The sequence below is a fragment of the Anabaena sp. 54 genome (genome assembly GCF_017355725.1).
Lineage (GTDB): Bacteria > Cyanobacteriota > Cyanobacteriia > Cyanobacteriales > Nostocaceae > Dolichospermum > Dolichospermum heterosporum.
This window is the reverse complement of record NZ_JAAVWA010000021.1, coordinates 1-14,592: the sequence shown is the minus strand read 5'-3', so window position 1 is coordinate 14,592 and position 14,592 is coordinate 1. Positions and strand designations below refer to the sequence as shown.

General features: G+C 38.4%; 13 protein-coding genes and 1 tRNA gene. 6 read left to right on the top strand and 8 right to left on the bottom strand.

The genetic code is table 11. The annotated features are described in order from the left end of the window. The first annotated feature begins 45 nt into the window (after nt 1-45). Together HEQ36_RS17550 and HEQ36_RS17545 are read left to right on the top strand one after the other, a co-directional pair. Nucleotides 46-1,020 carry a glycosyltransferase family 2 protein gene (locus HEQ36_RS17550; RefSeq protein WP_168636313.1) on the top strand — a complete coding sequence of 325 codons (975 nt, stop codon included), beginning with the start codon at nt 46-48 and terminating at the stop codon, nt 1,018-1,020. Between the two features lie 44 nt (nt 1,021-1,064). Continuing rightward, nucleotides 1,065-2,288 carry an MFS transporter gene (locus HEQ36_RS17545; protein ID WP_168636312.1) on the top strand — a complete coding sequence of 408 codons (1,224 nt, stop codon included), beginning with the start codon at nt 1,065-1,067 and terminating at the stop codon, nt 2,286-2,288. Nucleotides 2,289-2,389: 101 nt separating this feature from the next. On the opposite strand, the gene HEQ36_RS17540 is transcribed toward HEQ36_RS17545, so the two are convergent. Continuing rightward, nucleotides 2,390-2,463 (bottom strand) — tRNA-Arg (locus HEQ36_RS17540). A gap of 37 nt (nt 2,464-2,500) precedes the next feature. On the opposite strand from HEQ36_RS17540, the gene moaC reads away from it, so the two are divergent. The 3 genes from moaC (at nt 2,501) to HEQ36_RS17525 (ending at nt 3,937) form a co-directional block, all read left to right on the top strand. After that, nucleotides 2,501-2,995 carry a cyclic pyranopterin monophosphate synthase MoaC gene (gene moaC / locus HEQ36_RS17535; RefSeq protein ID WP_168636311.1) on the top strand — a complete coding sequence of 165 codons (495 nt, stop codon included), beginning with the start codon at nt 2,501-2,503 and terminating at the stop codon, nt 2,993-2,995. A 96-nt stretch (nt 2,996-3,091) separates the two neighbouring features. Further along, nucleotides 3,092-3,403 carry a DUF1778 domain-containing protein gene (locus HEQ36_RS17530; RefSeq protein WP_039200081.1) on the top strand — a complete coding sequence of 104 codons (312 nt, stop codon included), beginning with the start codon at nt 3,092-3,094 and terminating at the stop codon, nt 3,401-3,403. Then, nucleotides 3,404-3,937: a GNAT family N-acetyltransferase gene (locus tag HEQ36_RS17525; RefSeq protein WP_053537831.1), complete on the top strand. Its 534-nt coding sequence runs from the start codon at nt 3,404-3,406 to the stop codon at nt 3,935-3,937. It begins immediately after the preceding gene. Nucleotides 3,938-3,943: 6 nt separating this feature from the next. Here the strand turns inward: HEQ36_RS17525 and purU are convergent, their stop codons facing one another. The 7 genes from purU to HEQ36_RS17490 form a co-directional block, all read right to left on the bottom strand. Continuing rightward, nucleotides 3,944-4,798: a formyltetrahydrofolate deformylase gene (gene purU / locus HEQ36_RS17520; RefSeq protein ID WP_027403777.1), complete on the bottom strand. Its 855-nt coding sequence runs from the start codon at nt 4,796-4,798 to the stop codon at nt 3,944-3,946. A gap of 221 nt (nt 4,799-5,019) precedes the next feature. Next, a complete protein-coding gene (locus HEQ36_RS17515) occupies nt 5,020-5,628 on the bottom strand; it encodes a DUF4340 domain-containing protein (RefSeq protein WP_290708158.1) in 609 nt (202 codons plus the stop codon). Nucleotides 5,629-5,652: 24 nt separating this feature from the next. After that, nucleotides 5,653-7,392 (bottom strand): aminodeoxychorismate synthase component I, encoded by a 1,740-nt coding sequence (gene pabB, locus HEQ36_RS17510; protein WP_168636310.1) that lies wholly within the window; start codon nt 7,390-7,392, stop codon nt 5,653-5,655. Next, nucleotides 7,389-9,347, bottom strand: coding sequence for a Gldg family protein (locus HEQ36_RS17505; RefSeq protein ID WP_290708156.1), 1,959 nt, complete (start codon nt 9,345-9,347; stop codon nt 7,389-7,391). Before HEQ36_RS17505 ends, pabB begins: the two co-directional genes overlap by 4 nt. Nucleotides 9,348-9,560: 213 nt before the next feature. Further along, nucleotides 9,561-10,373 (bottom strand): ABC transporter permease, encoded by an 813-nt coding sequence (locus HEQ36_RS17500; protein WP_053537835.1) that lies wholly within the window; start codon nt 10,371-10,373, stop codon nt 9,561-9,563. Beyond that, nucleotides 10,374-11,369: an ABC transporter ATP-binding protein gene (locus HEQ36_RS17495; protein WP_168636308.1), complete on the bottom strand. Its 996-nt coding sequence runs from the start codon at nt 11,367-11,369 to the stop codon at nt 10,374-10,376. A 185-nt stretch (nt 11,370-11,554) separates the two neighbouring features. Continuing rightward, on the bottom strand, nt 11,555-12,796 hold the full coding sequence (locus HEQ36_RS17490) for a VCBS repeat-containing protein (protein ID WP_168636307.1): 1,242 nt from the start codon (nt 12,794-12,796) through the stop codon (nt 11,555-11,557). A 375-nt stretch (nt 12,797-13,171) separates the two neighbouring features. Between HEQ36_RS17490 and HEQ36_RS17485 the strand changes: the two genes are divergently transcribed. Then, the gene (locus HEQ36_RS17485) at nt 13,172-14,476 is read left to right on the top strand and encodes an aminopeptidase P N-terminal domain-containing protein (RefSeq protein ID WP_168636306.1); all 1,305 of its coding nucleotides are present in this window, start codon (nt 13,172-13,174) and stop codon (nt 14,474-14,476) included. Nucleotides 14,477-14,592 lie beyond the last annotated feature (116 nt).

Below are 14,592 nucleotides of genomic sequence, written 5' to 3'. Positions count from 1 at the left end.
ACCACATTTTTGTCTCTAATTAAATCAAGACTACTTAATATCCTTATGACCAATTACCAATCACCAAGTTTAGATGTATCCGTAGTTGTCCCAATTAAAGATGAGGTCGAAAGTTTACCCTTATTACTAGAAGCCATTTCTGCGACTCTCACCGCTAGTGAATTGAATTATGAAATTATTTGTGTAGATGATGGTTCTAGTGATGGTACAGCGGAATTTCTCAAGGAACAAGCGCAAATTCGCACTGATTTAAAAGTGGTGATTTTGCGACGTAATTATGGACAAACTGCGGCTATGTCTGCGGGTTTTAATTATGCTACAGCTAAAGTAATTGTGACTTTAGACGCTGATTTGCAAAATGACCCCGCTGATATTCCGATGTTATTAGCCAAGCTAGATGAGGGTTATGATTTAGTTAGTGGTTGGCGGCAAAATCGCCAAGATGGGGCGGTCAATCGGTTGCTTCCTTCTAAAATTGCCAATTGGTTAATTCGTGGGGCTACAAGCGTCTATATTCATGATTATGGTTGTTCTCTGAAAGCCTATCGGTCTGAATTGGTGGCAGATATGAATCTTTATGGAGAACTACACCGCTTTTTACCTGCTTTGGCATATATCGAAGGGGCAAGAATTACAGAAGTACCTGTGCGTCATCATGCGCGGCGGTTTGGACAAAGTAAGTATGGGATATCACGGACTTTCCGGGTATTGATGGATTTATTAACTATTCTATTTATGAAGAAGTTTCTCACCCGTCCCATGCACGTTTTTGGCTTGTTGGGATTGATTTCCATGATTGCTGGTGGGGGAATAGGTATATATTTAACTTTCGTCAAATTGGCTTTTCATGTAGATATTGGTAGCCGTCCTTTGTTGATTTTGGCAGTGTTGCTGTTAGTAACAGGAGTCCAGTTATTTTGCTTCGGTCTTTTGGCAGAATTACTGATGCGAACTTATCATGAATCTCAAGGACGACCAATCTATCGGGTGCGAGAAGTTGTGGCAAAAAATGTTAAGTAACGTAACAATAGAGAAATAATACTTTTTACATTATTGCATCTGCCGTGAAAGCCTTTGATACTTTTGACGCTAATCTGCGAAAAAACCTGCTCATGTTATTTGCAGCGGGTCTGTTTTTCTGGTCAGGTTTGGCTTCATTATTGCCTACCCTACCCTTATATATTGAACATATTGGTGCAAGCAAACAGGAAATTGGCATTGTCATGGGTAGCTTTGCCATTGGGATGTTGCTATGTCGCCCGTCAATGGGTACTTTAGCAGATATTCGGGGTCGTAAAATAGTATTATTGATTGGAATGTCCGCAGCAGCGATCGCTCCTTTGGGATATTTATGTGTAAAATCAATTATTCCCCTCATGGTAATTCGTGCCTTTCATGGCATTAGTATCGCCGCTTTTGCCACAGCTTACATTGCCCTAGTCAGCGATTTAGCACCAGAACACCGTCGCGGTGAAGTCGTTGGTTACATGAGTTTGGTGAATCCTTTAGGTGTGGGAATAGGTCCGGCTATAGGTGGGTTTTTACAAGCAAGTGCTGGTTATACCCCATTATTTCTCTCATCTGCGGCTTTATGTTCCTTGGGTTTATTATGTATCATCCCCATTATTAATCCACCAATTGCCACCAAACCAACTAACAGTAAAAATGATAACTTTTGGCAAATATTAACTAGTCATCGGGTGCGGATTCCCGCTATCGTCTTACTCCTGAGTGGTTTGACTTTAGGTAGTTTGCATACTTTCATCTCCCTATTTATTAAATCAACCGGAGTTGATTTAAATCCAGGTTTATTTTTTACTGCGGCGGCTGTCTCCAGTTTTAGTTGTAGATTATTTACTGGTAAAGCTTCTGATAGATATGGAAGGGGTTTATTTGTCACCATGAGTTTGATAGCTTATACATTCTCTGTCATCTGCATTTGGCAAGCAAATAACTCTTTCATGTTCTTATTGGGAGCATTCATGGAAGGTGCTGCTTCTGGTACACTTATCCCCATGATTTCTGTATTGATGACAGATAGGGCTTTACCCCACGAACGCGGGAGAATATTTGGTGCTTCCTTAATGGGATTTGATATCGGTTTAGCGATCGCAGGGCCAATTTTTGGTACATTTGCCGAAACACTTGGTTATCGAAATATGTTTGGTTTGACTACAGGTTTAACAGTCATTGCCATGATCATCTTCCTCACCCAGTCTAGCCGCAATATTCCTCAATCTCTGCGTTTTGCCCTTGGTCGCACAGAAGATATCTACGCCGTCAAATAACCGTAGGGGCGCAGGGCCTGCGCCCTTCCATATCCTGCACTGATAATTATCAAAAATGCACAAACTCCAAAAAAGGAACTTGTGCATTTAAAATCAGATAATGGGCGAGGAGGGATTCGAACCCCCGACACCGTGGTTCGTAGCCACGTGCTCTAGTCCACTGAGCTACACACCCTTGACTCATGAATTTCATAATAGCACATACTTTCCCAATGACGCAAGCTAATTTTCCAAATTCTTTTCCACTAACCCATTTGGATGCCCAGGGACAAGCCCAAATGGTTGATGTATCCAGCAAAGTCGCCACTGTTCGCCAAGCAGTAGCCACTGGTAAGGTGCGAATGTTACCTGAGACATTCGCCGCTATTCAAGCCGGAAACACTCCCAAAGGGGACGTTTTAGCAACTGCTAGGTTAGCGGGAATCATGGCTGCTAAACAGACAGCGAATTTAATTCCTCTCTGTCACCCCTTACAGTTGCAAAAAATTACCGTTGAGATTATCCCCGATGCCCAACTACCTGGTTATCAAATTGATGCCACTGTCAAAACCAAAGCAGAAACAGGTGTGGAAATGGAAGCTTTAACAGCGGTATCTATTGCCGCTTTAACTTTATATGATATGGCTAAAGCGTTAGAAAAGTCTATTCAAATTGAGGCGATTCATTTAGTCAGTAAGACAGGTGGAAAGTCTGGAGACTGGGGATAGTTGACATTTGTTGAATAAATCAGTACACTATTATTTGTTAGGAGATTTGCCGTACACTAAAGATTTACACATCATATTTATTGTGTAGAAAGTATCATGACTCACTCAGTGGCTAGAAATAGCCCAGAAAAATCCTTGAGTTCCAAATCAGAAAGATTAGAAGCCCGTATCAGTCCACAGAATAAGGAACTGTTCCAACGGGCGGCTGATATTCAAGGGCGAACACTTACAGATTTTGTAGTTAGCAGTCTTGTCAGTGCTGCAAACCAGATTATTCAGGAAAATGAAATCATGGTTTTAAGCAGAAAAGACCAAGAAGTTTTTGTAGAAGCACTGCTTAATCCGCCAGAACCCAGTAACAAGTTACGGCTTGCGGCTCAACGCTATAAAAAGAATATGGGTGTATAAGTGCAGTTAACAGATAATTTTGATGCTTTTGAGAATTATTTAATAGAGCCGCTAGGAAAAAAGCATAACCGGGCGGCTTTTTGTTGTGGAGTTGATCAATTAGATAAATATTTCCAAAAACAAGCTGGGCAAGATGCACGTAAACGCATAGCAGCCCCATTTGTTTTAGTAGAAAAAAGTTCTGGTTTCGTCGCAGGTTATTACACACTATCATCAACAAGTATTCAAATCGGAGAATTGCCGATAGAAATTACTAAAAAACTACCAAAATATCCTCAACTTCCCGCTACTCTTTTAGGTAGATTAGCAGTTGATCAAAATCATCGTCAAAAAGGTTTAGGGGAAATGTTGTTAATGGATGCCCTATATCGTAGTTTGCAAAATGAAATTGCGACAATTGCGGTAGTTGTTGATGCCAAAGATGATAAAGCCCGTTCTTTTTATGAGCATTATCAATTCATTTGCTTTCCTGATTATTCTCATCGGCTTTTTTTGATGATGGAAACGATAGCTAAAATGATCAATTCAGATTAAATAAATTTACTCAAAAACTACAGTTCTATTGCCATAAACTAAAACGCGATTTTGTAAATGCAATCTTACCGCTCTTGCTAACACAATTCTTTCTAAATCTTTACCTTTTCTAATTAAATCATTCACCTCATCTCGATGACTTACCCGCACCACATCCTGTTCAATAATTGGTCCTGCATCTAAGTCAGCAGTGGCATAATGGGCTGTTGCTCCAATAATTTTCACACCTCTTTCAAAGGCGCGATGATAGGGATTAGCCCCAATAAATGCAGGTAAAAATGAATGATGAATATTAATAATTTGCGGGAATTTCTCAATGAAATCTGCACTAACTATTTGCATATATTTTGCCAAGACAACTAAATCAATTTTGTATTCATGCAGTAATTCTAGTTGTTTAGCTTCCTGTTCTTGTTTATTTTCTTTAGTAATTGGTAAGTAATGGTAATCAATACCGAATTGTTCAACTATCGGTTGTAAGTCAGGGTGATTACTCATAATTAAAGGAATCTCTGCATGAAATTCTTTAGCACGATGTCTCCAAATTAAATCAAATAAACAATGATCTTGACGACTTACCCAAATAGCAATGCGGGGAAGAGTATCAGAAAAGTGTAATTCCCATTTTGCATTTAAAGGTTGAGCGATCGCATTAAAAGCAGGAGTAATTACATCTTTGGGTAAATTAAACCCTTTTAATTGCCACTCTATGCGAGTTAGAAATAGTCCAGCTTCAAAATCTGTATGTTGATCTGCATGAGTAATATTGCCACCATTAGCATAGATAAAATTGGCAAATTTTGCCACCAATCCCCGTTGATCTGGACAAGAAATTAATAAAGTTGCTGTTTGTTTTGTCATTGGAGTTTTTAAAGGTTAGATGTTAGGTAAATTTTCTCGTTTCTCGTTTTCTCGTTCCCATTCTCGTTTCTCGTTTCTCGTTCCCATACTCTGTATGGGAATGAATTCTAGAAGGCTCTGCCTTCAATAACAGTAGAGGCAGAGCCTCTGTAGTGACATTCCCAGCCAGAGACTGGGAACGAGATAATTTTTGTAGAGACGTTACATAGAACGTCTCTACATTATTTATTTGGAGAAGTTGGGGAAGGAAGACTAGGTAATGGCTGTACATCAATCTTTTCCGCTGGTTGTTTCCATTCAGATATATCTCGATTAACTGCATTCACAAAATCTTTAGACACTAACAATAAATTCATATTTTTGTTACCATCAGCTTGAGCATATAAAAATTGATTATTAAAATCACCTTTACCTAAAATCAATTGATGGCTTTGTTTATTTTTTAGTTTAACATCAATAGTAGCTACAGGTTTATCCAGACCAAATTCTGATAATTCAGTGGGTGAAACTGATACTGTTCTTTCACTTTTGCCCTCAACTAATAAATCCATTAAATAAGAAACAATTGCATCATTTGCTAGTGTTGATATGGGAGATTTTATTTCCCATTGGGGTTTTTCAGTTGTATTTCTTTTCTCTATTTGTAATATTGTTTCCTTAAAATTAATTGTTAAAGATTGCACATCATCAGCATTAAAAGCAAAAATTTTCTGTTTTTGGGGTTTTATTTCTGTTTGCTGATTTTTACCTTTGATTTCATGAAAGTAGACAAAACTACCTAATCCCAAGGCTAAAAGTATTAAAATTAAAGTCGTTTTTGGTAATTTCATGTTGAATATTACTAAATTATCTAATTAGTTAGAAATTAAAACCGCTTCTCGCCATTTTTGCACTGAGTTAATTATATAAATGCGATTGATATATTGTAACTGTTCAACTGCAATAATTTCTTCTCTGATTTTTCCTTTTTCAAGTAAATCAGCGCGAAAAGTACCTGCTAACAAACCGCATTTTACCGAAGGTGTCAATAATTCTCCATTCAACTCTACCACAATATTACCAATACAAGTTTCTGTGATTTCACCTCTTTCATTCCATAATAAAACATCATCACAATCAGGAAAAGCAGCTTTCGCTGTTTCATAAACTTGGCGATTAGTCGTTTTATGATACAAAAATGGATTATTAGAGTCAATGGCTGTGCAACACATACTTAGTTTAACAAATTCCTGATTATTCACAGGAGATAAAGGTATAGTTTGATATGTAATGTCACCATAATAATCTAATAACAACCGCACTTTATAAGCTTGACTTAAAAATGTTTTTGTTAATTCATCAAGTTGTTTTTTCAAACTATTGATATCAACATTAAAATTAAAGTAAATTGCTGAAGACTGCAACCTTTGTAAATGATAATCTAAAACAAAATAGCCATGATCAGGTTGCCATAATATCGTTTCTAAAAGTGAAAAATCTGGTTGATTTAAGGTGAGAACTTGGGCTTTAATTTGACATTCTTGATATTCATCACTACTTACAGAATCCCAAACAATTCCTCCTCCGACTCCATACTCAGCTTGACTATTTTCCTTATCAATTAATACAGTCCGAATAGCCACATTAAATTGCGCTTGACGGTGGGGACTAATAAATCCAATACATCCAGTATAAATGCGGCGTGGTGTATTTTCCAACTTCTGAATAATTTGCATAGTCCGGGCTTTAGGTGCGCCAGTAATAGACGCACAGGGAAACAACGCCCTCATAATTTCACTTAGGGAAGCTGTAGTTTTGGCTGTGACTGTGGATGTCATTTGCCAAACTGTGGGATATTTTTCAACATTGAATAAATGGGGAACTTTGACAGTATTAATATCAGCTATTCTTCCCATGTCATTGCGAATCATATCCACAATCATCACATTTTCAGCGCGGTTTTTTTCAGAAAAATGTAGTTGATTAGCAATATTATGATCGGTTGCTAATGTTAAACCTCTAGCTGCTGTTCCTTTCATGGGACGAGAGGTTAAATTATTACCGTCAAGATCAAAAAATAGTTCGGGGGAAGCGGAACAAATAGCAAAGTTATCAATGTCAACATAAGCCCCATAGTCGGCGTTTTGCGCTTGCACTAATTTGAGAAATAATTCCCAAGTATCGCCATTAAAGGGTGCATTTAGTCGTAAGGTATAATTAACTTGATATGTTTCCCCCAAAGCAATATATTCTTTGATTTTACTAATGGCTTGATGATATTCGGCTTCACTAACTGAAGGTTTCCAATTGAGTTGATATTCTGTCGGTAAGGTTGGTTTTGGTAATTCAATAATTTCTGTTTTTTTATATAATCCAAACCAAAGTAAGGGAAATGAACCAGAAGAATGGGTTTCTAGGACGGAATCAAAAGCTGTGGAAGCTTCATAACTAATGAAACCCGCTGCATACATTTGATGTTTGGCGATTAAATCATTTACAAGTTGCAATTTAGGAACAACTTGATCAATACTATCAGCTTTGATAATTTCATCAGGATTTTGAAAACAAAGCCAATGCTTGAATTTAGCATCATGAATTACTAATTTATTTTTCATCGGCGTTTCCACCAAATAATAAATCCTGTGGTTAATCCAATTAAAGGTAATACAAACACAGCAATTATTGTTAACCAGTTAGCTTGAAGAGTTGATATAACAATGCGGCGATTTTTCGGTTCTTTAGGACGAATTGAGAGAAGTTGTTGATCTTGTTGACTTAGCCAACTAACTGAGTTTAAAAATACATCTCCATTTAATTGTTGTTCAAATAAACCATCAACAGCAAAATTTGAGTTTCCAAATATTACTAATCTGGATTCTTTAGCAGTAGGTTGAGAATTTATGGAAGTTGGAATTGGTGAAGTTGTGGGAATTGGTGTTGGTGAAGTTGTGGGAATTGGTGTTGGTGAAGTTGTGGGAATTGGAATTGGTGAAGTTGTGGGAATTGGTGTTGGTGAAGTTGTGGGAATTGGAATTGGTGAAGTTGTGGGAATTGGAATTGGTGAAGTTGTGGGAATTGGAATTGGTGAAGTTGTGGGAATTGGAATTGGTGAAGTTGTGGGAATTGGAATTGGTGAAGTTGTGGGAATTGGAATTGGTGAAGTTGTGGGAATTGGAATTGGTGAAGTTGTGGGAATTGGAATTGGTGAAGTTGTGGGAATTGGAATTGGTGAAGTTGTGGGAATTGGAATTGGTGAAGTTGTGGGAATTGGTGTTGGTGAAGTTGTGGGAATTGGTGTTGGTAAAGTTGTGGGAATTGCATTTGATAACTTTCTAGTTAATGCTACTCCTAAAGTTAAAGGTCCTTTTAAATCTTGACCTTCATTAAACTCTAATTTTTCACTTTTTTGATCACTTTCTGCCCAACTGTTGGGATAGGGTTTAGTTTTTAATAAAGCCATAGACTCGATACCAGAAACAGGATCAATTTCCAAAGAACGAGTTAAGGGATATACAGAAATATTTTTAGCAAAATCTTTAGTAATAGGATGTTGTCCATATTCTGTAACCAGAATAGCAGCGGGTCCTAGTTGTAAATTTTCGCCAGAAGTATCAATAGCCAAACGATTATCTAAGCGTATACCCCAATCTTTTAAAATAGTGCCTATTTTCGGGTCAGTATTGGGATCAATCATCAATAATAAGTTACCACCACGATTGAGATAATTTTGTAAAGCTGTAACTTCCCCTATCAATAATTCTTTTTTAGGTCCAGCGACAACTATAACAGTAGCATCATCAGGAACTTGCGGCTGTTCTGCTAAATTCAAAGCTGATGTGGTAAAGTTTTTATCGGTTAATGCTTTAATTGCTTGGGAAATTGCCCCTTTACTAGCTGTAAGTGGATGTTCACCATGACCTTGAAGAAAGTAAACTTTAGCAGTTGTGGAACTGGTAATTTGTTGTAACCTATTAGTTAATTTTATTTCTGATAAACGTTCATTTTCATTAATTATCTGGACTAATTGCCGTTTGTTTTGAAATTCTAGATAAACTTCGCCATAATCTTTGACACCAAATTTTTCGGCTATTCCTGGCTTTAATTGAGGGTCAATATACTCAAATTTAAATTTATTACTTTGACGATGATAGTTATCTAATAATTCTCGATCTTGGAGATTTTGGTCTTTACTAAATAACCAAACTTTTATGGTTTCGGGTAAGTTACTGACTAATTCTCTTGATTGAGGGGATAGGGTAAATAATTGACTATCTGTTAAATCTAGGCGCAGGTGATAGCGAATACCTAAAAAGTTAATTAATCCTAAGATAACTAATACTGATAAGGTGGCGACAAGGGCGTTAGTACCCGATTGGGTGGAACGTTTTTGCCACCATTTACTTTGTTGGCTTTGGATTATTATCCAGAGGCTACAAATTATTAAACCTAGTATTGTTAATAATAAAGGGATTATTCCCCATTTTTCTGATATTAAACCAATGGTTAAGCCGGAAGTTAAAAAGAATGGTCCTAGCCAAAATACAAGTTGCCAAAGTTTATTTTTATTCATTCTTTATAGTAGGGGGCGGGGAGAGTGGGGGGAGTGGGGGGAGTGGGGGAGTGGGGGGAGTGGGGGAGTGGGGGGAGTGGGGGGAGTGGGGGAGTAGGGGAGTGGGGGGAGTAGGGGGAGTAGGGGGAGTAGGGGAGTAGGGGGAGGAGTTTTACTGATGACAACAGACAACAGACAACAGACAACAGACAACTGACAACTGACAACTGACAATTACTGACGTTGAAACCGGAGTGCATCAATTGATTGGGCGGTGAGAAAAATACCTAAGACAATGTAACTGGCAAATAAAATCAAGCTGCTAGTATCAAAAATGCCTTGAATCAGGGTGTTATAATGTTTGAGAAGGGATAAATGACTCACTGCTTCACCCATTTGTCCGGGAATGGCTTTGGCAATTAAATCAATAAATAATAGCAAAATGACGAGGGCAAAGGTGAGGACAGCCGATAAGATTGTGCTGTCTGTTAATGAGGAAATAAACATTCCTAAAGATAAAATTGCTGCTGCTAGGAGGAGTAATCCTAAATGACCAAGTATAGGAATTATGGGGGATATGGGAGGATTAGAATTGGATAATGCGATCGCCTCCAATCCCATTAATGGTAAAATCATGGTTAAGAAAAATGTCAATACCCCTAATAATTTACCCACAGCTACAGCCCAGTTGGTAATCGGCGATGTGGCTAGTAGTTCTAAAGTTCCCCGTTTGCGTTCTTCGGCATAGAGTCCCATTGAGAGAATCGGTAATACAAATAACATTAACCACCCCATTCTATCTAAAAATGCCCGCACAAATTCGTAGGGAACATCTATTGTTGGGGCGGAAACTCCCATTTGTTGCCCTTGTAAATCATAGCTAGAAACTGTGACTAAAATTCCCTCTGGTCCTAACAAAATCATCACGAAAAATAACCCGGCTAAAAACCAAAATGCACTAGCTACTCCATAGGCTAATGGCGAAACAAAATAACTCTGTAGTTCTCGACGATAAATGGCAATAATGTTGGCGATAACTATACCCATTTACGCAGCCTCTCCTTCTTCAATTTCTGGGGTTATTTCCGTTGGTAAATTCTTTTCTGCTGTAGTTAATTCTAAGAAAACATCTTCTAGCGTGGCATTGATTCGTCGCATTTCATATAAATCAAACCCAGCCCGAATTAAAGCAGCAGTAATTTCTTTTCCTGGTTCTGTTCCTGGCTGCAATATTACCCGGAGGCAAGTATGATTGTCTGACGATTGCTGATGGTTAGGCATTAATTCTACTGAACTTACATCGGCTATATTTTGCAGCATTTGTCTAGCTAAAGCTGCATCTCCACCGATTTCTAACTCATATCCCGCCCCACCTGTTAACTGTGTCATCAAATTTTCTGGGGTATTAGTTGCGACTATTTGCCCCCTGTTAATAATGGCAACTCGGCTACAGGTCATGCTCACTTCTGGGAGAATATGGGTAGACAAAATAATGGTGTGTGTTCCTGCTAAACTTTTAATTAAGTTTCGCACTTCGATGATTTGCCGAGGGTCAAGACCAATGGTAGGTTCATCAAGAATAATAGCTGGTGGATCATGAACGATCGCCTGGGCAATTCCCACTCTTTGCCGATAACCTTTAGAAAGTTTACGAATAATAACTTTGCGCTTATCTTCTAAGTTACAACGGTTAATAGCTGCTGTTACCTTTGTCGGGCGATCGCCTGAAGAAACTCCCTTAATCCGAGCGACAAAGTGTAAAAAACCCTCCACAGTCATCTCTGGATATAATGGGGGCGTTTCTGGTAAATAACCAATTCGCTGTCGCACCAACAGAGAATGATCATGAACATCATAACCCGCAATCTTGGCTGTCCCACTTGTAGCTGGTAAATAACCAGCTAAAATTCGCATAGTTGTGGTTTTACCAGCCCCATTCGGTCCCAAAAAACCTAAAATTTCCCCTGGTTCAACACTAAAGGTAACATCAGTAATTGCTGTTGTCGAACCATAAATTTTACTCAGATGCTCAACTTCGATCATTCACCTAATCACTAATCATGAGAATACCCACACAATCTTAGCGAAAGAATGGGTAATTAGCTTCAACAGCAACAAAAAAGCGATGATCAATAAGATCCCCGACTTCTCTAAGAAGTCGGGGATCTTATTCGTAAAATCAAAAGAGCGATCGCCTAATATAAATTGATCATAGATCAATTACCAAATCAACCTGTATACCATTCTGGAGTCAACTTCTCTGTATCAGCAACAGGAGTTTCAGTCGCTAGAGTTCCATCCATAGTCCAGATTTTATCTGCGGACGTTTGTTGATCACGCCAGTAGATATCAGTCTTACCATCACCATTGAAATCACCTAAAGATGCTGTCAAACCAGGAGTATTGCTAGGTAGGAAAGCTTCAGAACTTACCGCTGTACCATCCATTAACCAAGCAGTATTTGCCCCACTAGTCGCATTGTGCCAGAAGATGTCAGTTTTACCATCGCCATTGAAATCGCCAATTCTCGCACTCCAATCTGTACCCAATGTGCTAACAACACCTTCAGTCACAAAAACGCCATTCATTGTCCAAATCTTATTCTCGCCTGTAGAGGTATTGCGCCACAGAACGTCAGTCTTGAAGTCGCCGTTAAAATCACCAAGAGTAGAAGTCCAAGAAGCATCTTGAGATTGGAGATCATACTTAGTGGCTTGGCTACCATCCATAAACCAAGCGGTATTTGCACCTGTGCTGGAATTGCGCCAGAAGATGTCACTCTTACCATTACCATCAAAATCAACAATGGTAGCAGTCAATCCTGGTGCTGTAGTTTCTAAAACAGTCGCATTAGCTACTTTTGTGCCATCCATTTGCCAAATAGCATTTTCACCAGTAGTGGCATTATTCCAGAAAATATCAGTTTTGCGATCGCCATTAAAATCGCCAATATTCGCACTCCAACCTGGATCAACTCGATCTAAAGTCAAGTAACTGGAAACTTTTGCGCCATCCATTAGCACAATCACATTATCACCAGTTGATTTATTCCGTAATAAGAAATCAGTCTTATTATCGCTATTAAAATCAGCAGTTTTGTATTCCCAGGTATTTAAGTCATAGCTACCCAAAGAAGCCTGTTCTAAAACTTGAGTTCCATTCATCAAGCGAACTAAAATTTCACCAGTTTGAGCATTCACCCAAAGTTTATCAGTTTTCCCATCACCATTAAAATCAGGAACAATGGCTGCACTGGTTAAATAAGGATTAGGATTAGGGTTAGCACTGCCGCCAATGGGGATTTGAGCTAATGGATTTGTTGGAACTAATGGATCTGCATTCGCAGATCCAGAAGAACTTCTACCGCTAAAAGATGAAGGATTTAAATCTTCAAGAGGTGATGCTTGCTCGATTTTATTTTGAGCTTGTAAACCGTAATTTCTTGTATCTAAAGATAATTGATCAGGCATGACTTGTTTTTATGAGTAATTAATATCCATTTTTAAGTTGATTTTCATGAAGATTCTGTAAACAACAAACATTTGTTTAATTGTTTTGATTGAATGTCATTATTTATAGACATTTTCATAATGTTCATTAACACTAACTTTTAATTTTTAAAGTAATATCTAAACAATCAAAAAATATTTTATTTTCTGTTTATCAATGTCATAATTTAAAAATGAAATCCTGTTTTGTTGACAATCTCATCCCTAAAAGTCCTCATGGATTGTCAAGGAAATTAAAAATTGGTTAAAATAACTAAAATTAACAATTTTTCTGATAACATTTCTCAGTAGTCTAGAATTGTTAAAGCCAAAAACAACACTATCAATAAATCAACTATGCAAACAGAATATCGGCAACGTCGTGAGCAGTTAATGGCGAAAATAGGCAGTGGTACAGCGATTTTTAGAAGTGCGCCAACAGCAGTAATGCACAACGATGTCGAGTATATTTATCGTCAAGATAGTGATTTCTTTTACTTAACTGGCTTTAATGAAGCCCAAGCAGTCGCAGTATTAGCACCACATCATCCAGAACATCGGTTTATCTTATTTGTCCAACCCAAAGACCGAGAAAAGGAAGTTTGGAGTGGTTATCGTTGTGGAATAGATGCAGCGAAGGAGTTTTATGGTGCAGACGCAGCTTACCCCATTGCGGAGTTAGATGAGAAGTTACCCCAATATTTAGAAAAAGCCAATTGTATTTATTATCATTTAGGACGCGATCGCAATTTCAACGACAAAATTCTCAAACATTATCAAAGTTTACTCCGAACCTATCCTAAACGCGGTACAGGACCCACATCCATTACTGATCCTGGTACTGTCATTAATACCATGCGGTTATATAAAAGCAAAACAGAATTAGACCTAATGCGTCAAGCCGTAGAAATTGCCGTAGAAGCTCATAATTATGCTTTAAAAACCACCGCACCAGGACGTTATGAATATGAAATCCAAGCCGAAATAGAACATATTTTCCGTTTACGGGGTGGCATGGGTCCAGCTTATCCTTCCATAGTCGCATCAGGTAAGAATGCTTGCGTACTGCATTACATAGAAAACAACTGTCAAATGCAAGCCAATGATTTACTCTTGATTGATGCTGGTTGCGCTTATGGTTATTACAATTCTGATATTACCCGCACGTTTCCCGTCAGCGGTAAATTCACACCAGAACAAAAAGCATTATATGAAATAGTATTAGCAGCACAAAAACAGGCAATAGCAGAAGTAAGACCGGGTAATTCCTTCCATGCACCTCATAATGCAGCCGTGCGGATATTGACAGAAGGATTAGTTGAACTGGGTTTACTCAAAGGAGAAATTGACAAATTAATCGCAGAGGAAAAATATAAACCCTTTTATATGCACCGCACCAGTCATTGGTTAGGCTTAGATGTTCATGATGTGGGCGTTTATCAACATGGAGAAAACCCCCAAACCTTACAACCTGGACAAGTGCTAACCGTAGAACCAGGGCTTTATATTGTACCGCATACCAAACCCGCCGAAGACCAACCGGAAATTGACCCCCGTTGGGTAGGGATTGGGATTCGCATTGAAGATGATGTATTAGTTACCGCAGATGGAAATGAGGTTTTAACAGCGGGAGTTCCCAAGGAAATAAAGGATTTAGCTTAACCGACAGAAGCCCCACGACTGACCCGAAGGGCAGCGTGGGGGATGAATGGCGCGTGAATTAACGACAGTTTTTCGACCAAAGCGACAGCAAGGGAGAAAAACATGGAGGCAATTCA

Excerpts from the sequence above, each read along its gene's own strand:
- purU (WP_027403777.1), bottom strand. The coding sequence starts at position 4,798 with ATGACAAAACAAACAGCAACTTTATTAATTTCTTGTCCAGATCAACGG.
- HEQ36_RS17515 (WP_290708158.1), bottom strand. The coding sequence starts at position 5,628 with ATGAAATTACCAAAAACGACTTTAATTTTAATACTTTTAGCCTTGGGA.
- HEQ36_RS17485 (WP_168636306.1), top strand. The coding sequence starts at position 13,172 with ATGCAAACAGAATATCGGCAACGTCGTGAGCAGTTAATGGCGAAAATA.
- HEQ36_RS17530 (WP_039200081.1), top strand. The coding sequence starts at position 3,092 with ATGACTCACTCAGTGGCTAGAAATAGCCCAGAAAAATCCTTGAGTTCC.
- HEQ36_RS17505 (WP_290708156.1), bottom strand. The coding sequence starts at position 9,347 with ATGAATAAAAATAAACTTTGGCAACTTGTATTTTGGCTAGGACCATTC.
- HEQ36_RS17495 (WP_168636308.1), bottom strand. The coding sequence starts at position 11,369 with ATGATCGAAGTTGAGCATCTGAGTAAAATTTATGGTTCGACAACAGCA.
- HEQ36_RS17490 (WP_168636307.1), bottom strand. The coding sequence starts at position 12,796 with ATGCCTGATCAATTATCTTTAGATACAAGAAATTACGGTTTACAAGCT.
- HEQ36_RS17550 (WP_168636313.1), top strand. The coding sequence starts at position 46 with ATGACCAATTACCAATCACCAAGTTTAGATGTATCCGTAGTTGTCCCA.
- HEQ36_RS17500 (WP_053537835.1), bottom strand. The coding sequence starts at position 10,373 with ATGGGTATAGTTATCGCCAACATTATTGCCATTTATCGTCGAGAACTA.
- pabB (WP_168636310.1), bottom strand. The coding sequence starts at position 7,392 with ATGAAAAATAAATTAGTAATTCATGATGCTAAATTCAAGCATTGGCTT.
- moaC (WP_168636311.1), top strand. The coding sequence starts at position 2,501 with ATGACGCAAGCTAATTTTCCAAATTCTTTTCCACTAACCCATTTGGAT.